This window comes from Burkholderia sp. SRS-W-2-2016 (genome assembly GCF_001931485.1).
GTDB lineage: Bacteria > Pseudomonadota > Gammaproteobacteria > Burkholderiales > Burkholderiaceae > Paraburkholderia.
Genome location: NZ_MSDV01000036.1, coordinates 1 through 18,346, shown reverse-complemented (window position 1 = coordinate 18,346; position 18,346 = coordinate 1). Strand labels below are relative to the sequence as shown.

The following is an 18,346-nucleotide window of genomic DNA, read 5'->3' as shown; positions in this document are numbered from 1 at the left end:
ATTTTCTCTGTCAGGTACTCATACGATGCAGCGTTTCAAGGCAGTCATTTTTCTCGGCATGTCGCTGCTCGCAAGCGGCGCGGCAGTGCCGCTTCACGCGGTCGCGGCGGATCAGCAGAACCCGAACCCGACCGAAATCGTCGCGGCGAGCGACCGCGCACGCGGCGGCGGGCTGAACGGCGTGCAATGGACGATCGATATCACCGGCCAGGACTCCGGCGGCCCGATCGACAAGCGGACCTACGTGGTGCGCGCGAGCGGCGACGACAGCCTCGCGCAGGCCACCTATCCGCCGCGCGAAGCCGGCAGCCGGCTGTTGCAGAACGGCCGCAGCATGTGGTTCGGTAAAGCGACGCTGACCAAGCCGGTGTCGATCTCGACCCGGCAGAAGATGGTGGGCCCGGCGTCGAACGGCGATATCGCATCGACCAACTATGCGAAGGACTACGATGCGACGATCCTGCGCACCGAGCCGGTGAACGGCGAGGACGCGTACGTGATCAATCTGGTCGCGAAGAGCCGCTTCGTCACTTACGACCGGATCGTCTACTACGTATCGGTCGCGCGTCACGTGCCGTTGAAGGCCGAGTTCTACACCGTGTCGGGCAAGCTGTTCAAGACCGCGCAGTTCGAGATCGGCAACAAGCTGCAGATCGACGGCAGCACGCAGCCGTTCGTCAGCAAGATGAGCATCCAGGACACGATCGATCGATCGAACTACTCGGTGCTGCAGTATTCGGACGTGAAGACGAAGAAGTTCGCCGCCGACACGTTCAATCTCGACGCGCTCAATCGTCCGTGACGGCGGGTTAGCGAGGTGATGCGTCGAAACGAACAGGACCGGGCGGGCCGCGCGCCCGGCGTGCCCAACGCGCCCGGCGCGGCCGCGTGGCTGCGTCTGCGCACGCTGCCGCTGGCGCTGCTCGGTTGGGCCGCGGCAGCGGGTACCGCATGGGCCGACGACGGTCAGGACGACATAGCGAACTGGCTGTCGTTCGACTACAACATTCAGGCGCTCGGCTACGGCACCGCGACCGTGCTGAATCGCGAGTCGCTCGCCAATCCGGGTAACCGGATCGCGCAAGTGCCGCAATTAAAGGGGGAAATCGATCCGCGCGTCGACCTGACGCTGAAGGCCGGGCCGTGTTACGCGCAGTTGAAGCCGCGCGGCTTTTTCGTCTGGCAGGGCAGCACGCCGGGCGAGAATCCGCGCACGTCGACCGATGCGTATCTGAACGAAGGCCGCCTGTCGTGCCGGCTGGAAGGCGTGACCGCCGAAGTGGGGCGCGGCGTGCTGCTGTGGGGCAGCTCGATCCTGCTGTCGCCGAGCAATCCGTTTTTCGCCGAAACCGGCAAGATCAATCCGGTCAACGAAATCCTCGGCCGCGACTTCGCGCGACTGAGCGCGCAGGTCTCGCCGGCATGGAGCGTGGAAGCGATCGGCAACTTCCACGTCGATACCCGCGATACGACCAAAGCGTATTTCTCGCCGGTGACCGCGCTGAAAGTGAACTGGACCGGCGACGCGGCGAGCGCGAGCGCGCTCGTATCGCATCGCGACGACGGCGTGAACCGGCTCGGCGCGTACGGCACGTGGACCGTGTCGGACGCGCTGCTGCTGTACGGCGACGGTTCGCTCGGTCAGGGCCGCAGCGCGCTGTTCGCGGTGCCGCAGAGCGGCGCGCCGGCGGGCTGGACGTTCGCGCAGAACCAGACGCGCGACAAGTCGTTGCGCGCGAGCGCGCTGTTCGGCGCGAGCTATACGGTGCCGTCCGGCTGGACCGGGACGCTGGAACTGCTGTACAACGGCGACGGCTATTCGAGCGGCGAGCGGCACGCGTATCAGTCGGCGATTCAGGCCGCAAACGGCGCGCTGGCGATGGGCAATGTCGCGGCGGCAGGCGTGCTGGGGCAGGCGCTCAATCCGCAGCAGAGCCTGCTCGGGCGCCGCTATGCGCTGCTGCAAGTGGGGCGCACCGATCTGTTCAACAAGCTCGACGTGACGCTGCGCTACACCCAGGCGTTCGACGCGCCGCGCGGCGGCAACGCGGCGCTGTCGTTGAACTACAAGATCACGCCGAACGCGGAGCTGTTCGCGTTCGCGCAGTGGAACGTCGGCAATTCGCAGTCGGAATTCGTGCAGGTCGCGCGTTTTTCGATGATGAGCGGCCTGCACTACTACTGGAATTGACCGGCGCGGTTTAGAACGCGTGTCGCAAGCCCACCATGCCGACGAACTGCGACGGCCCCGACGACGGCGTGGTGTTCTGCGAATCGCCGACCACCGCGACCGCGTCGGCGATGCTCACGCCGCTGCCCGCGGCGATCAGCGCTTTGCCGCTCGCGCGCTGATACGCCTGGAGCGCATACAGCGTGGTGCGGGTCGACAGGTTGTAAGTCTGCTCGAGCGAGATCTGGTGATAGTGGGCCGGGTCGCTGATGCCGTTCGCGCGGCTCGACTGCGTGAAGCTGTAGCCGCCGCCGACCGTGACCGCCGGCGAGAACCTGTAGGTCGCAATCGCGCCGTAGGTGTTGAACACCGCCTTGTCGAAGAACAGCGAGCCGTGACCCGGCGCGTACTGCACGTTCGAGTAGTTCAGCCCGACCATCAGGTCGTGCCACGTATAGCGGCCGGCCGCGGCGAACAGCTGCGCGCTGCGTGCGCTCGCATAGCCGTTGTTGACCGGCGAATTGATCGCGAACGTGCCGAGCGCGGCGCTGGTCGCGATGTCCTTCAGCTTCACGTAACCCACCGCGACCGACACCGGCTGATAGTCGTAGCGCAACGCCGCGCTGAACTGGCCGCCGTTGGCAATGCTGCCCGGCACGCCGCCGAGACCGTACTGCGCACTCGCCTGCAAACCGGCGATGACCGGCGACAGATAGGTGAGCGAATTATTGAAACGCAGCGTGGTATCGAGCGCATCGATATCGCCCGGGTGCGCGCCGGTCGCGCCGGTCAGCACGCCGGTCGGACCGAGCCCGCCGACCATCTGGAAGTAGGGCGTGTATTGGCGGCCGAGCGTGACGGTGCCGTAGCGGTCGTTCGCGAGACCGACGTAGGCCTGGCGATTGAACATATAGCCGGCGCTGCTCTGCGCGCCGGTCAGCGAATTGAAGCCGCTTTCGAGCCGGAAGATCGCGCGGGTGCCGCCGCCGAGATCTTCCGCGCCGAGCAGACCGAACTTGCTCGCCTGCAGGTTGCCCTGGCTCATGTAGACGTTCGAGTGGCCTTTCTGATTGCTGACGTAGCTGAACGCGTTATCGACGACGCCGTACAGGATCACGCTGCTTTGTGCCGAGGCAGCGCTCGACCATGCGGCGCCCGCGAACGGCAGGCAGCAGAGGACGAACGCGCGGCTGCGCGCGCGCTGGATGGATTTCATGATGGGAGTGTCTCCGGGCTGGAAAGACGGCCTGATCGTTCAGGCCGATGCGGTTTGTTGTTCAGTGCCTCGTAACCGGGGGCGCCGGGCCGTTGCGGGTTGTTGTGTGCTTTACCGCACGGCCTCGGCGAACTGCTTCAGTGCGCGAGCGCGATCGTCAGGCAGCGCCAGCCGTCGGCGATCTGATCGGCTTCGAGCGTGCCGCTCTCGCAGACGATCGCGCGAGTCTCGTGCTGCGGCACGAACACGCGGACGCGTTCCTGCGCGTGGCCGGCCGTCCAGCGCGGTGCTTCGATCGCGATACGCAGCGTGCCGGCGTCGGTGTCCGCAGCGCCGGTGCCGCTCAGCGTGACGTTCCAGCGTCCCTGCTCGCCGTCGCGCCATGCTTCGCTCTCGCCGTCGTCCTCGATACAGCCGCCTTGCGCGCTGCCCGCGCCCGCATACGGCACCGCGATAAACGCGCGCTCGTCGGCGGGGCGGCCGAAGTGCTGCTCGGCGACGTTCAGCGGCACCACGCTGCCTTCACGCAGCAGGAACACCGGGCGCTCGAACGGCGCCGGCAGCGTCACCGTCTGGCCGCCGTCGAACGCTTCGCCGCTCCAGTACGACACCCAGCGCGAGCCGGCCGGCAGATACACGTCACGCGTGCTCTGGCCCGCATCGACTACCGGCGCGACCAGCAGCGACGAACCCAGCATCATGTCGTCGCCGTCGGCGAGGCAGCGCGGATCGTGCGGAAACTCGGCAAACAGCGGGCGCAGCACCGGCTCGTACGCGCTGTGCGACTGCCACAGCAGTTCGTACAGATACGGGATCAGCCGGTAGCGCAGCTTGATCAGATCGGCGACGTGACGCGTGACTTCAGGATGCATCCACGGCTCGTTGACGCTGCCGTCGTCGTTCCACGAATGAATCGAGAAGCGCGGCAGGAAGATGCCGAACGCGACCCAGCGCGCGAACAGTTCCGGCTCCGGCGCCGGACCCGAGAAGCCGCCGATGTCGTGACCGCTGTTCGACACGCCCGACATCGCGAGCCCGAGCCCCATCTTCAGATTGAAGCGCAGCGTTTCCCACGACGTGTAGTTATCGCCCGACCACGTCTGCACGTAGCGGTGCATACCGACGCCGCCCGAGCGCGACACGAGGAACGGCCGCGTGCCGGGTGCGTGTTCGCGCTGCGCGTCGCGCGACGCGCGCATCATCAGCTGCGTTTGCAGCACCTTCGCCTGATGCGCCGGGTACGGTTTGCCGAAGCCGTGCGCGATCGCGTGCGGGGTCCAGATCTCGAACTCGTTGTTGTCGTTCCACGTCGACGCGATCCCGTATTGCAGCAGCGCGTCTTTCACGCGCGCCTTCCACCAGTCGATCGTCGCGGGATTCGTGAAGTCCAGATACGCGCCGACTTCGTCCCAGAACTGCACCCACGTCGGTTCGCCGTCCGGCGCATTGATCAGCAGTCCGGCGTTGGCGACTTCGTCGAAGCGCGGATGATCCTGCAACAGGCACGGCTTGATGTTCGCGCACAGCCGCACGCCGTAGTCGAGGTAGCTCTGCACGAAGCCTTCGATGTCCGGAAACTTCTCGTGATTCCAGTTGAACACGTAGCGCTTCGGACCGATCGACGTATAGCCCGACGACAGGTGGAACGAATCGCACAGCACGTCGTGCTCGCGGCAGCGCTCGATAAATTCGCCCATCTGCTGCTGCGCGTTCGGCGCGTCGGTGTAGCTCATCGTCGAGCCGGAGTAGCCGAGGCCCCATTTCGGCATCCACGCGGGGCGGCCGGTGAGCCACGTGAAGCGGCGCACCGCGTTAAGCGGCGAGCCGGCCGACGCGATGAAGTAGTAGTCGAGGTCGCCGTGCTCGGCGATGAAATGCCGGTAGTGGCCGTGGTAGTTGTCGAGCTCGCGGCCCATGTCGAAGCGGCAGTCGGCGAGCGTGTCGTAGAACAGGCCGAAGCCGGTCGAGCTTTGCGGCTGCCACGTCACGTAGAACGGGATGTGCTTGTACAGCGGGTCGGTGCTGCGCGCGCTATAGCCCATCGCGTCGATGTTGCGCATCTCGTAGCTTTGCTGCGCGCGGTCGAGCGAGCCGGCGCGCTCGCCCAGACCCACGTAGATTTCGTCGCGTCCCCGTTCGACATAGTGATAGACGCGCTCGTCCCACCAGCCGAAGTTGTACGCCTGGGTCTTGCGGTCGTTCATCACGCGCTGCCACGCGCCTTCATGCAGGATGTCCCATGCGCAGACGCCGCCGTCGAGCGCGACGCTCACGCGCACCCGCGCGGTTTCGATCACCACGTGGCCGGCTTCTTCGAGCACCGTGAACGGCGGCGGCGTGAAGCCGCTCAGGTCGCGGCGCTCGCGGCCTTCGAGCGGCACGTCGTCGGTGCCGGGCGCGATTGCCCACGTGCGCGGACCGCGGGTGTCGCCGTGCGGCAGCACCAGTACGCGAATGATGTCTTCGGCGAGCACGTACAGCTCGATGCGGCAGTCCGGCTGCGCGCTCAGCACCACCGGATTGGCGGCGGCGGGGGAGGCCAGCGCGAAGCGCGGCGGATGTTTGAGATTGGTCATTGAACGCATCTGGGGTCTTCTTGAAAGTGGGTCACGCGGGCGTGCCGGCGCCAAGTTCGGCGCGCCGCGCGCGGCCATGGCGCGGCACTCCGCGCATCAACACGATCAGCAGCACCGCGCCGATGAGGTCGAACGCGCCGAGCGCGCCGAACAGCGGCGTATAGCCGATCGAATCCGCGAGCGCGCCGACCATCAGCGAGAAGCCGAGCCCGCCGATCCACGCGGCCATCCCCGCGAAGCCGGCCACGGTGCCGACTTCGCCCGGATCGAACACATCGGCGGCGAGCGTGTTGACGAGCGCGGAGATCATCTGGTGCGCGAAGCCGCCGACGCAGAAGAGGGCAATCGCCTGATACGGCGATGCGACGAGACCGATCGACGCCGGTCCGAGCATCATCAGCGCGCCGAGCACGACGCCCGAGATGCGCGACCAGATCAGCGGCACGCGCAGGTGCTTCATCAGGAACGGCGACAGGTAGCCGCCAAAGAGGCCGCCCAGGTCGGCGGCGAGAAACGGCAGCCACGCGAACATCGCGATCTGCTTCAGATCCATATGGCGCTGCGTCGCGAGATACAGCGGAATCCAGAAGCTGAAGGTCTGCCACGCCGGTTCGGCGAAAAAGCGCGCCTGCGCGATCGCCCAGAAACGGCGCGTGCGCAGCACTTCACGCACGGTCGCGCGGCGCGGCGCGGGCGGCGCCTGGCCGTCGAGAATCTTGCCGCGTTCGGCGGCGCTCACGCGCTTGTGCTCGCTCGGCGAGCGGTACAGCACGTACCACGCGGCGGCCCACACGAAGCCGAGCGCGCCGGTCACCGCGAACGCGCTTTGCCAGCCGTAGCGCAGCGACAGGAAGATCACCAGCGGCGGCGCGAGCAGCGAGCCGAACGAGGTGCCCGCATTGAAGTAGCCGACCGCGACCGACTTCTCGCGGTCCGGAAACCACTCGGCGACCACCTTCATGCCGGCCGGAATCGCGACCGCTTCGCTCAGCCCCATCAACCCGCGCAGCGCCGCGAGCGACAGCCAGCCGCTCGCGAAGCCGTGAAACACGCCGGTCAGCGACCACAGGCACGCGAACAGCGCGAAGCCCACGCGCAGACCGATCAGATCGATGATCAGCCCGCAGACCGGCTGCATCAGCGTGTAGCCGGCCTGGAACGCGCCGACCACGTACGAGTACTGCCGCGTGCTCATGTTCATCAGCTTCATCAACTCGGGCGCCATCACGCCGAGCGCGTTGCGCGACAGATAGTTGACGATCGTGCCCAGGCACACCAGGCCGATGATCCACCAGCGCAATCCCTTGATCGTTTTCAAAATCAGTCTCCGTGACGCATGCTGCCGCGGCCTTCGGCGAAGGCGAATCTTGCATGCGCGAATTCGAACATTTAGTGATTTTCGATGGCAGTCATCCTACCACTGAAATTCAGCCGAGATATCCGGGAAAACCATATGTGATTTGTCTGTTGGCCTTGATTTTCAGGCGAAAACTGTAGGGTTCGTAAAGAAGTTTCTTGAGTGATCTGATGACTTAGTGAGTGGCTAACGAACATCGATGTTCTTTCGAAAACTAAAATGTTCGTTTTTGAGATGAGGGGCGAGGTGGGGGCGGCGGGTGGCCGGGCGAGGGATCGGCCGGCGGGCGAGCGTCACCGGTGCGGCGTTTTTTCGCAGCTGGCTGGCCGATGTAACCAGACGTTACCCAGCGTCGGGAGCGGCGATCTTCGGCATCAGTTCTTACAAAGTTGAAATACGCGCGATGCTGCGTTGCGCTATATTTCCGCCAACAAAACGTTCCTACCAAGGGTGAATCCATGAAGTCCACTCGTGTTGTTCCGCTTCTGCTCGGGGTGTTGACGTTGGCTGCATCGGGGGCTGCGATGGCCTCGGGGCTGAACGTCGGCGTCAATATTGGTATCCCCGCGCCGGTCTACGTCGCGCCGGCGCCGGTCTACGCACCGCCGCCTCCGCCGCCGCCGCCGGTCGTCTATCAGCCGGCGCCCGTCTATTACGGTGGTCCGCAGGTCGTGATCGGCTGGCACGGCGACCGTTACTGGGACGGCCGTCGCTACTGGAATCGTGATGACTGGTATCGCCACCACCCGCAGGGTCGCGGCAACTACGCGCACGACCACTACGACAACCACCGCGGCTGGCACTGAGTCGCGCGGTATGCGGCTTCGAGCCGCACTGCAATAAAGAACCGCCCGCGAGGGCGGTTTTTGTTTTTGGGCGGGCGGTTTTGCCGTGGCGCGCATCACGGCACGCGACGAGCGGGAAGGGGCGGGAATGCGCGGATTAATTGGGTAGAATCGCTCCCAACGCCACAGCCCACTCCCCAGCACGACTCTATGATCACTGGCTCGCAACGGGTTCAAACGACGGCTGCGCTTCGACGCAGCATGATTCATCGACCGTTGCGCGCCGCGCTTGCGACTGTGCTGTCAGCCGCGGTTTCAGTCGTACTGGTCTGCGCGACTTTGCTGCTGGCGCCGGCCGCGCACGCGGCGCACGCAATCGCGCAATACGGCGAGCCGAAATATCCAGCCGGCTTCAAACATTTCGACTACGTCAATCCCGATGCGCCGAAGGGCGGCACGCTGGTGCTCGCGAATCCGAGCCGGCTGACCAGCTTCGACAAATTCAATCCGTTCACACTGCGCGGCAATGCGGCGCCGGGGCTCGAGCTGATGTTCGAGAGTCTCGCGGTCGGCAGCGCCGACGAAGTCGCATCGATGTACGGGCTGCTCGCCGACGACATCGCGGTCGCGCCGGACGGTCTGTCGGTCACGTTCCGGATCAATCCGCGCGCGCGCTTTTCGAACGGCGACCCGGTCACCGCCGACGACGTCAAGTTCTCGCTCGACACGCTGAAAAGCCCGCGGGCCGCGCCGCAATACGCATCGATCTTCGGGGAGATCAAGCAGGCGGTGGTGGTCGATCCGCGCACCGTGCGCTTCGAGTTTCGCGAGCGCAATCGCGAGTTGCCGCTGCTCGCGGGCAGCATGCCGGTGTTCTCGCGCAAGTGGGGGCTCAAGGCCGACGGCAGCCGCATTCCGTTCGATCAGCTGGCGTTCGAGAAGCCGATCGGCAGCGGCCCGTATCTGATCGAGAGCTTCGACAACGGCCGCAACATCACCTTCAAACGCAATCCGGATTACTGGGGCGCCGATCTGCCGGTGCGGGTCGGCATGAACAACTTCGATCGCATCGTCTACAAGCTGTACGCGGACGCGACCGCGCGGCTCGAGGCGTTCAAGGCCGGCGAGTACGACGCGCTGGTCGAGTACATCGCGCGCAACTGGGTGCGGCGCGACGTCGGCAAGAAGTTCGACAGCGGCGAGCTGATCAAGCGCGTGTTCCCGCAGCACAACGGCACCGGGATGCAGGGCTTTATCCTGAACGTGCGCCGGCCGCTGTTCCAGGACGTGCGGGTGCGCAAGGCACTCGATCTCGCGCTCGACTTTCAATGGCTGAACCGGCAGCTGTTCTATAGCCAGTACACCCGCATCGACAGCTATTTCGCCAACACCGAATGGCAGGCGAAAGGGCTGCCGTCGGCCGGTGAGCTCGCGCTGCTGGAGCCGTGGCGCGACCAGCTCGACCCGGCCGTATTCGGGCCGCTGCCGAAGCAGCCCGACACCGATCCGCCCGGCTCGCTGCGCGCCAATCTCTTGCAGGCGCGCGATCTGCTGCAACAGGCCGGCTGGACCTATCGCGACGGCGCGCTGCGCAACGACAAGGGCGAGCCGTTCCGCTTCGAGATTCTCGACGACTCGGGGTCGGCCGCGGCGATGGAGCCGATCATCGCGACCTTCACGCGCAATCTGCAAAAGCTCGGCATCACCGCGACGTTCCGGGTCGCCGACTACGCGGTCTATCAGAAGCGCCTCGACGCATTCGACTTCGACGTCACGACGATCCGGATGCCGGACGTGCAGGTGCCCGGTCAGGAGCAGATCAACCGCTTCGGCAGCAAGGCCGCGGATACGCCCGGTTCGGATAACGCGATCGGTGTGAAGTCGCCGGTGGTCGATGCGGTGCTCGACGCGCTCGTGCACGCGCAAACCCGTGAGCAGCTGACCGACGCCGCGCACGCGCTCGACCGTCTGCTGATGCATGGCTACTATGTGGTGCCGCACTGGTATAGCGGCACGCACCGGGTCGCGTTCAAGCGCGGGCTCGCGTGGCCGAAAACCTTGCCGCTGTACTATGGCGCGGAAGGCTGGATCACGTCGATGTGGTGGCGCGAAGAGCGCTGATTCATCGGCCGCCGTCGTTCACACCAACGCTCATCCGTCGCTCACCTGTCGCTCACACCAACGCCTTCGCACCGGAATACCGCTTATGTGGAGCTACATCCTCAAACGCCTGCTGCTGATGATTCCGACGCTGATCGGCGTGCTGACGCTGACCTTCGTCGTGATCCAGTTCGTGCCGGGCGGCCCCGTCGAGCAGATGCAGCACGAGTTGCGCAAGGGCGCGGAGGGCGCGTCGCCGTTCGGGCTGCGCACGCATAGCGGCGTCGACGCGCAGCAGCTCGCGCAACTGAAGCAGCTATACGGCTTCGACAAGCCGCCGCTCGAACGCTATGTGCTGATGCTCAAGCGCTTTGCCACCTTCGATCTCGGCGACAGCTATTTCCGCCATCAAAGCGTGTGGTCGCTGATCGTCTCGAAGCTGCCCGTGTCGATCAGCATCGGCTTATGGACGTTCTTTCTCACCTATCTGATATCGGTGCCGCTCGGCATCGCGAAGGCGGTGCGCAACGGCTCGAACTTCGATCTCGCGACCAGCCTGATCGTGCTGATCGGCTACGCGATTCCGGGCTTCGTGCTCGGCGTGCTGCTGCTGGTGCTGTTCGGCGGCGGCACCTTCCTGCAGCTCTTTCCGCTGCGCAATCTCACGTCGGATAACTGGGGCCAGCTGAGCGTGATCGGCAAGGTGCTCGACTATCTGTGGCACATCACGTTGCCGGTCACCGCGTCGGTGGTCGGCAGCTTCGCGGTCGTCACGATGCTGACCAAGAACGCGTTTCTCGACGAGATCCGCAAGCAGTACGTGCTGACCGCGCGCGCGAAGGGGCTGTCGGAAAAGCGCGTGCTGTGGAAGCACGTGTTTCGCAATGCGATGCTGCCGCTGATCGTCGGCTTTCCGGCCGCGTTTATCGGCGCGTTCTTCACCGGCAGTCTGCTGATCGAAACGCTGTTTTCGCTCGATGGGCTCGGGCTGCTGTCGTATGAGTCGGTGATGCGGCGCGACTATCCGGTCGTGCTCGGCACGCTGTATGTGTTCACGCTGATCGGCCTCGTGACCAAGCTGATCTCCGACCTGTGCTACGTGTGGGTCGATCCCCGCATCCAATTCGAACAACTGGAGCGCTGATGAATCGAGCCCGCCTTTCCGCCGACGCGGCAGCGCGCACCGAACCCGCGCGCGCATTGCAGTCGCCGACGCCCGCGCGCCGTGTATGGCAGCGGTTTCGCCAGCAGCGTCTGGGCTACTGGAGCCTGATCATCTTCGTGGTCGCGTTCGCGGCGAGTCTCGCGGCGCCGCTATGGTCGAACGACAAACCGCTGGTGGTGCGCTACGACGGCCACCTGTATTTCCCGCTGTTCAAGAACTATGCGGAGACCACCTTCGGCGGCGACTTCCCGACCCCGGCCGATTATCTCGATCCGTATATCAAGCAGCGTTTCGACGCGCCGGGCAATTTCGCGCTGTATCCGCCGAACCGCTATTACTACGACACGCTGAACTACTTCTCGAAGTCGCCGAACCCGGCGCCGCCGTCGCGCGAGAACTGGCTCGGCACCGACGACCGCGGCCGCGACCTGTTCGCGCGGCTGCTATACGGGTTTCGGGTCTCGGTGGAGTTCGGTCTGGTGCTGACGCTGATCGGCACGGTGCTCGGCATCGCGGCCGGCGCCGTGCAGGGTTACTTCGGAGGGCGAACCGATATCGTCGGGCAGCGGCTGATCGAAATATGGGCCGCGATGCCGGAGCTGTATCTGCTGATCATCTTCTCGGCGATCTTCGAGCCCGGTTTCATTCTGCTGATCGTGCTGCTGTCGCTATTCGGCTGGATCGGTCTGTCCGATTACGTGCGCGCGGAATTCCTGCGCAATCGCCAGCAGGACTATGTGCGGGCGGCGCGCGCGATGGGGCTGTCGAACTGGCAGATCATGTGGCGCCACGTGCTGCCCAATAGCCTGACGCCGGTGATCACGTTCCTGCCGTTCCGGATGAGCGGCTCGATCCTCGCGCTGACCAGCCTCGACTTTCTCGGCCTCGGCGTGCCGGCGCCGACCCCGAGCCTGGGCGAACTGCTCGCGCAGGGCAAGGCGAATCTCGACGCTTGGTGGATTTCGATGTCGACGTTCGGCGTGCTGGTCGCGATGCTGCTGCTGCTGACCTTCATGGGCGACGCGCTGCGCAACGCGCTCGATACGCGGATTTCCGACGCGATGCGCGCGGGAGGCAATCAATGAGCGCGCAGCCGCAGATGAATTCGCCGCGGACCGACGCGCCGCTGCTCGAACTCGACCATCTGCGCGTCACGTTCGGCGACACGGTCGCGGTCAACGACGTATCGCTCGCGATCGCGCGCGGCGAGCGGGTCGCGCTGGTCGGCGAATCGGGTTCGGGCAAGAGCGTGACCGCGCTGTCGGTGCTGCGCCTGCTCGCCGACGCCGAGGTGAGCGGCGCGATCCGCTTCGACGGCGAAGATCTGCTCGCGAAGAGCGAACGGCAGATGCGCGGTCTGCGCGGCTCGGACATCGCGATGATCTTCCAGGAGCCGATGACCGCGCTCAACCCGCTGTATACGATCGGCGACCAGATCGCCGAGACGATCGTCACGCACGACGGCGTCAGCGCGCCGGAAGCGGCGAAGCGCGCGGTCGAGCTGCTCGCGCGCACCGGCATTACCGAGCCGGGCAAGCGCGTGAGCAGCTATCCGCATCAGCTGTCGGGCGGCCAGCGCCAGCGCGCGATGATCGCGATGGCGCTCGCGTGCCGGCCGCGGCTGCTGCTGGCCGACGAGCCGACCACCGCGCTCGACGTGACGATCCGCGCGCAGATCGTCGAGTTGCTGCTGGAATTGCAGCGCGACGAAGCGCAAAAGCGCGGGATGGCGGTGCTGCTGATCACTCACGACCTGAATCTGGTGCGCCACTTCGCGCAGCGCGTCGCGGTGATGGAGCGCGGCGTGCTGGTCGAGACCGGGCCGGTCGAGCAGGTGTTCGAGGCCCCGCAGCATCCGTACACGCAACGCCTGCTGGCGAGCCGGCCGCAGCGCGCGGTCGTGCCGGTGCTGCCGATCGCGCCGGTGCTGCTCGAAGCGCGCGACGTGTCGGTCGACTTCAAGACCAAGCTGCCGGGTCTGCGCGGCTGGTTCGAGTCGGGACGCTTCCGGGCGGTCGACTCGGCCAACGTGTCGGTGCGCCAGGGCGAGACGCTCGGGATCGTCGGCGAATCGGGCTCCGGCAAGTCGACGCTCGCGATGGCGCTGCTCGGTCTGCAACGCACCGCGCACGGCGAGATCGAGTTTCAGGGCAGGGCGCTCGGCAGCTATCGCGGCGCCGCGAAGACCGCGTTGCGCTCCAATATGCAGGTGGTCTTTCAGGATCCATTCAGCTCGCTTTCGCCGCGCCAGACGATCGAGCGGATCGTCGGCGAGGGGCTCGCGCTGCATCGGCCGCAGATGACTCCGCAGGCGCGCCGCGACAAGGTGATCGCGGTGCTGCGCGAAGTCGGCATCGACCGCACCGCGCTGTATCGCTATCCGCACGAGTTTTCGGGCGGCCAGCGCCAGCGGATCGCAATCGCCCGCGCGCTGGTGCTGGAACCGAGCGTCCTGATTCTCGACGAACCGACCAGCGCGCTCGACGTGTCGATCCAGCAGCAGGTGCTCAAACTGTTGAGCGGTTTGCAGCAGAAATACAACCTCGGCTTCGTGTTTATCAGCCACGACCTGGAGGTGATCGGGGCGATGGCGCACCGGGTCGTGGTGATGCAAAACGGATCGATTGTGGAGGCCGGCGATGTCGAGCGAATTTTTGCGACGCCGTCGCATCCTTACACGCGAAAGCTGCTGAAAGCGGCGCTTGATCGTTGATTTTTTACTTGTTCGACAATTGAGTGCGTATCTCGATTGATTTTTTCTATTTGTTTTGACACACAAATACTTACTGATTAGTATCGACCAAACTTTTTTCCCTAGCCCACTGATTTTTTGGCAAAAACTTCCGACCAATGCAGCACAGAAACCTAACCCAGGCTTGCACGCGCGTCGTCGCCGGGATGTTCATTGGCGTCTTGATGGCAGCAACTCCCGGCGCGTTCGCCGACGAAGTAAGCGGTTTCAATCAGAATGCCTCCTATTCGACCAACTCCGGGTCGAATTCCCTGTCCCTCTCCACTCCCCAAACCCCGGCTGCCGACAGCAATAGCGGCGGCGCGAAGTCGTTCTTTTCCGGCATGGCTGGCAAAGCGGGCGACGTCGTGGTCGGTGCGCTGAACATGATCGGCGTGCGCTACCGCTGGGGCGGCAATACGCCGGATTCGGGGCTCGATTGCAGCGGCTTCGTGCGCTACGTGTTCCAGGACACGCTCGGCCTCGCGCTGCCGCGCCGTGCCGAGGAGATGAGCCGGATGGGCGAGAAGGTGCGCGTGAGCGACCTGAAGCCGGGCGATCTGGTGTTCTTCAATACGATGCGCCGCACGTTCTCGCACGTCGGCATCTATATCGGCGACAACAAGTTCGTGCATTCGCCGTCCACCGGCAGCACGATCCGCGTCGACGACATGGATGACGGCTACTGGGAAAAGCGCTTCACCGGCGCGCGCCGGATCGAAGCGTCGTATCAGGGCGACGATCTGCGCCAGCGCGTGAACGCGACGCTCGGCGGCAATAACTGATTCCAGCCTGAATCTGGTGGAATAAAAAAGCCTGCTTCATCGAAGCAGGCTTTTTTGCGTTTGGGGCGCCGATGTTTTTGCGACAACCGCAGGCCGCCGGCACCGCGCCCCGTCCGGCGACGCGCGGATTCGCGCCGTCAGCCGGCCATCCGCCGGGCCGCGAGCTTGCGCTGCAACTCCGGCATCATCTTCGCGACCGCTTCCTCGCCGGCCAGAATCGCCGCGTTGCGCTGCGAGAAGTCGCTGCCGCTCATCGCCGCGAGATTCGGCCGGATCACCACGTCCGCATATTTGTCGAGCTCGTAGGCCTTGATCGACTGGCCCATGATCGTGAAGGTCTGCATCAGCACGTCGAATGAACTGCTGATCACGCCGGTCTCCGGGCGCTGCGAAATATCGACCGCGATCACGAAGTCCGCGCCCATCTTGCGCGCGAACGAGGCCGGCACCGGACTCACGAGGCCGCCGTCCACGTATTCGTGACCGCCGATCTTCACCGGCTCGAAAATCGACGGCACGCTGCACGATGCGCGCACCGCGATACCGGTATCGCCGCGCTGGAACAGGATCGGCTGACCGGTCTGCAGATCGGTCGCGACCACCCCGAGAGGCCGGGCCATCTTCTCGATCGGGCGGTTGTTCAGCGTCGTGTTCAGGTACTTCTGCAGCGCCACGCCTTGCAGGAAGCCGCGGGTACGAAACGGCATCGCCCAGTCGCTGATCGACGCTTCATCCATGGAGAGCGCGAGTTTGTTCAGCGCGAAGCCGTTCATGCCCGACGCGTACAGCGCGCCGACCACCGAACCGGCGCTGGTGCCGGCGACCAGATCGATCTGGATGTTGCGCGCCTCGAGCGCCTTGATCACGCCGATGTGCGCGAAGCCGCGCGCGGCGCCGCCGCCCAGCGCGAGCGCGACCCGTACGGGCTTTTGCTGCGCCTTATCGGGCGGCGGCGCGGTGGGCGTGGCGGTGATCGGCGCGCCGTCGAGCTTGCCGCCGGTCGTGGTGCAGGCGGCGAGTAGCGCGGACGCGGCTGCCAGCGAGAAGTGGCGACGGCTCAAACGGGGCGATGAGTGCGAGAGCGAGTCGGGGGACGAAGCGGGCGACGACGGTGATGACGGTTTCAACGATTTCTCCAGCAACGGCGCGGGCGACGCAGTCGGCGTCGCGCGTGCCGCGGTCAGGCTGAGGTCAGACGGAACGGAGCGCCGGGGGAGCGGCGTCCTGTCGAAATTCGACCGGAGCCCACCTGCAGCGCGCGCACATCATAAAGCAAAGGATCGACGCGCACGCCGCACTGTAATGAAACGTTGCAGAGGAAGTATTCGGAACTGGCGGAGGGGCTTTTCGGAACCGCCTGCGCGTTTGCGAGGCTGCCTGCCTCCATGCCGTTTGCCGCGCCTCCCAGGCCCTTCGGGCGAGGGCGGCAAGCTCCGTGCGGAAGGTATAATTCGACCCTTGCACTTATTTCCCTCGTGTCCGTGCGCGACCTCGCGCGCAGCATGGGCACGCTTCGCTGCCGCGCTTCGCGATTTCCATTCGCCCGGGCGCCGGCGCCTGTTCTCCGAGTAACGCTAATGACCACCTCCGTCCGTACCCGCTTCGCACCGAGTCCCACCGGCTTCATCCACCTGGGCAACATCCGCTCCGCACTGTATCCGTGGGCGTTCGCGCGCAAGATGAAAGGGACCTTCGTGCTGCGGGTCGAAGACACCGACGTCGAGCGCTCGACCACCGAATCGGTCGACGCGATTCTCGAAGGCATGGCCTGGCTCGGCCTCGATTTCGACGAGGGCCCGTTCTACCAGATGCAGCGCATGGACCGCTATCGCGAAGTGCTCAAGCAGATGCAGGACAACGGGCTCGTCTACCCGTGCTACATGTCGACCGAGGAACTCGACGCGCTGCGCGAGCGCCAGCGCGAAGCCGGCGAGAAGCCGCGCTACGACGGCACGTGGCGTCCGGAGCCGGGCAAGGTGCTGCCGCAGCCGCCGGAAGGCGTGAAGCCGGTGCTGCGCTTTCGCAATCCGCTCACCGGTGTGGTCGCGTGGGACGACGCGGTCAAAGGCCGGATCGAAATCTCCAACGAGGAACTCGACGACCTCGTGATCGCGCGCCCGGACGGCACGCCGACCTATAACTTCTGCGTGGTGGTCGACGATCTCGACATGCGCATCACCCACGTGATCCGCGGCGACGACCACGTGAACAACACGCCGCGCCAGATCAACATCCTGCGCGCGCTCGGCGGCGAGCCGCCGGTCTACGCGCACCTGCCGACCGTGCTGAACGAGCAGGGCGAGAAGATGAGCAAGCGTCACGGCGCGATGAGCGTGGTCGGTTATCGCGATGCCGGCTTTCTGCCGGAAGCGGTGGTCAACTATCTGGCGCGCCTCGGCTGGTCGCATGGCGACGCGGAGATTTTCACGCGCGAGCAGTTCGTCGAATGGTTCGACCTCGAGCACCTGGGCAAGTCGCCGGCGCAGTACGACCATGACAAGCTGAACTGGCTCAACGCGCACTACATCAAGGAAGCGGACAACGCGCGCCTCGCCGAACTGGCGAAGCCGTTCTTCGCCGAACTCGGTATCGATGCGGCGGCGCTCGCGCAGGGCGCGGATCTGGTCGGCGTGGTGGGGTTGATGAAGGACCGCGCGTCGACGGTCAAGGAGATCGCGCAGAACGCCGCGATGTTCTATCGCGTGCCGGCGCCCGATGCCGAATCGCTCGCGCAGCATGTGACCGACGCGGTGCGTCCGGCGCTCGCCGATCTGGCCGCCGCGCTGAAGACGGTCGAGTGGAACAGGGAGGCGATCGCCGCCACGCTGAAGGCGACGCTCGGCGCCCATAAGCTGAAGATGCCGCAACTGGCGATGCCGGTTCGTCTGCTGGTGGCGGGCACGACCCATACGCCGTCGATCGACGCGGTGCTGATGCTGTTCGGCCGCGACGTGGTGGTGAGCCGCATCGAAAAAGCGCAGGGCTGATAGGTGCGCTGCCAGGTGTGCTGATGAGGGCGTTCAGGCGCGTGCGAGAGGGCATGCACGCGACCTGAAAAAATTTCGCATGTAATTGCTCAAAGGGTATTTACAAAGCGCAAATCGCCCTCTAGAATCTCGTTTCTCTGATGTGCCACGGGGGTATAGCTCAGCTGGGAGAGCGCTTGCATGGCATGCAAGAGGTCAGCGGTTCGATCCCGCTTACCTCCACCAACACAGCAGAGCGAGTAGTAGAAAGTTGTTCGGAAGTCTGGAAGTTGTAGTAAAAAAGACTTTACAAACGAACAAAACGTAGTTATAGTATCGGTCTTCGCAGTTGACGAAAACGAATTAACGAAAGTTAGCGTGAGTTAGCAGCGAATTAAAGACAGATCTGAAAAGATTATGTCCCCTTCGTCTAGAGGCCTAGGACATCACCCTTTCACGGTGAGTACAGGGGTTCGAATCCCCTAGGGGACGCCA

General features: G+C 64.9%; 13 protein-coding genes and 2 tRNA genes. 11 read left to right on the top strand and 4 right to left on the bottom strand.

Annotated elements, in window-relative coordinates; genetic code table 11:
• The first annotated feature begins 25 nt into the window (after positions 1-25).
• Together BTH42_RS16335 and BTH42_RS16330 are read left to right on the top strand one after the other, a co-directional pair.
• Positions 26-802 carry an outer membrane lipoprotein-sorting protein gene (locus tag BTH42_RS16335; RefSeq protein WP_075301204.1) on the top strand — a complete coding sequence of 259 codons (777 nt, stop codon included), beginning with the start codon at positions 26-28 and terminating at the stop codon, positions 800-802.
• 18 nt (positions 803-820) lie between these two features.
• Positions 821-2,191 (top strand): hypothetical protein, encoded by a 1,371-nt coding sequence (locus tag BTH42_RS16330; RefSeq protein ID WP_075301202.1) that lies wholly within the window; start codon positions 821-823, stop codon positions 2,189-2,191.
• 10 nt (positions 2,192-2,201) lie between these two features.
• Here BTH42_RS16330 and BTH42_RS16325 read toward each other — a convergent pair whose 3' ends face one another.
• From BTH42_RS16325 to BTH42_RS16315, 3 genes are all read right to left on the bottom strand, one after another.
• On the bottom strand, positions 2,202-3,386 hold the full coding sequence (locus tag BTH42_RS16325) for a porin (protein WP_075301200.1): 1,185 nt from the start codon (positions 3,384-3,386) through the stop codon (positions 2,202-2,204).
• Between the two features lie 137 nt (positions 3,387-3,523).
• Positions 3,524-5,971 carry a glycoside hydrolase family 31 protein gene (locus BTH42_RS16320; protein ID WP_178392181.1) on the bottom strand — a complete coding sequence of 816 codons (2,448 nt, stop codon included), beginning with the start codon at positions 5,969-5,971 and terminating at the stop codon, positions 3,524-3,526.
• A 22-nt stretch (positions 5,972-5,993) separates the two neighbouring features.
• Positions 5,994-7,280, bottom strand: a complete 1,287-nt coding sequence (locus BTH42_RS16315) for an MFS transporter (protein ID WP_075301197.1) — start codon at positions 7,278-7,280, stop codon at positions 5,994-5,996.
• A 497-nt stretch (positions 7,281-7,777) separates the two neighbouring features.
• Here BTH42_RS16315 and BTH42_RS16310 point away from each other — a divergent pair, with 497 nt between their 5' ends.
• From BTH42_RS16310 to BTH42_RS16285, 6 genes are all read left to right on the top strand, one after another.
• Entirely contained in the window at positions 7,778-8,125 is a 348-nt protein-coding gene (locus BTH42_RS16310; RefSeq protein ID WP_075301195.1) for a hypothetical protein, read from the top strand.
• 240 nt (positions 8,126-8,365) lie between these two features.
• Positions 8,366-10,225, top strand: a complete 1,860-nt coding sequence (locus BTH42_RS16305) for an extracellular solute-binding protein (protein ID WP_075301193.1) — start codon at positions 8,366-8,368, stop codon at positions 10,223-10,225.
• A gap of 85 nt (positions 10,226-10,310) precedes the next feature.
• Positions 10,311-11,348 carry a microcin C ABC transporter permease YejB gene (locus BTH42_RS16300; protein ID WP_075301191.1) on the top strand — a complete coding sequence of 346 codons (1,038 nt, stop codon included), beginning with the start codon at positions 10,311-10,313 and terminating at the stop codon, positions 11,346-11,348.
• Complete coding sequence (locus BTH42_RS16295; protein WP_075301189.1) at positions 11,348-12,454, top strand: ABC transporter permease; 1,107 nt, start codon at positions 11,348-11,350, stop codon at positions 12,452-12,454. Before BTH42_RS16300 ends, BTH42_RS16295 begins: the two co-directional genes overlap by 1 nt.
• Complete coding sequence (locus BTH42_RS16290) at positions 12,451-14,082, top strand: ABC transporter ATP-binding protein (RefSeq protein WP_075301187.1); 1,632 nt, start codon at positions 12,451-12,453, stop codon at positions 14,080-14,082. Before BTH42_RS16295 ends, BTH42_RS16290 begins: the two co-directional genes overlap by 4 nt.
• A gap of 137 nt (positions 14,083-14,219) precedes the next feature.
• Positions 14,220-14,885 carry a C40 family peptidase gene (locus tag BTH42_RS16285; RefSeq protein WP_075301185.1) on the top strand — a complete coding sequence of 222 codons (666 nt, stop codon included), beginning with the start codon at positions 14,220-14,222 and terminating at the stop codon, positions 14,883-14,885.
• Positions 14,886-15,022: 137 nt separating this feature from the next.
• Here the strand turns inward: BTH42_RS16285 and BTH42_RS16280 are convergent, their stop codons facing one another.
• Positions 15,023-16,012, bottom strand: coding sequence for a patatin-like phospholipase family protein (locus tag BTH42_RS16280; protein ID WP_256702063.1), 990 nt, complete (start codon positions 16,010-16,012; stop codon positions 15,023-15,025).
• Positions 16,013-16,462: 450 nt separating this feature from the next.
• Between BTH42_RS16280 and gltX the strand changes: the two genes are divergently transcribed.
• From gltX to BTH42_RS16265, 3 genes are all read left to right on the top strand, one after another.
• Complete coding sequence (gltX, locus tag BTH42_RS16275; protein WP_075301181.1) at positions 16,463-17,872, top strand: glutamate--tRNA ligase; 1,410 nt, start codon at positions 16,463-16,465, stop codon at positions 17,870-17,872.
• Positions 17,873-18,021: 149 nt separating this feature from the next.
• A tRNA-Ala gene (locus BTH42_RS16270) sits at positions 18,022-18,097 on the top strand.
• Between the two features lie 173 nt (positions 18,098-18,270).
• A tRNA-Glu gene (locus tag BTH42_RS16265) sits at positions 18,271-18,346 on the top strand.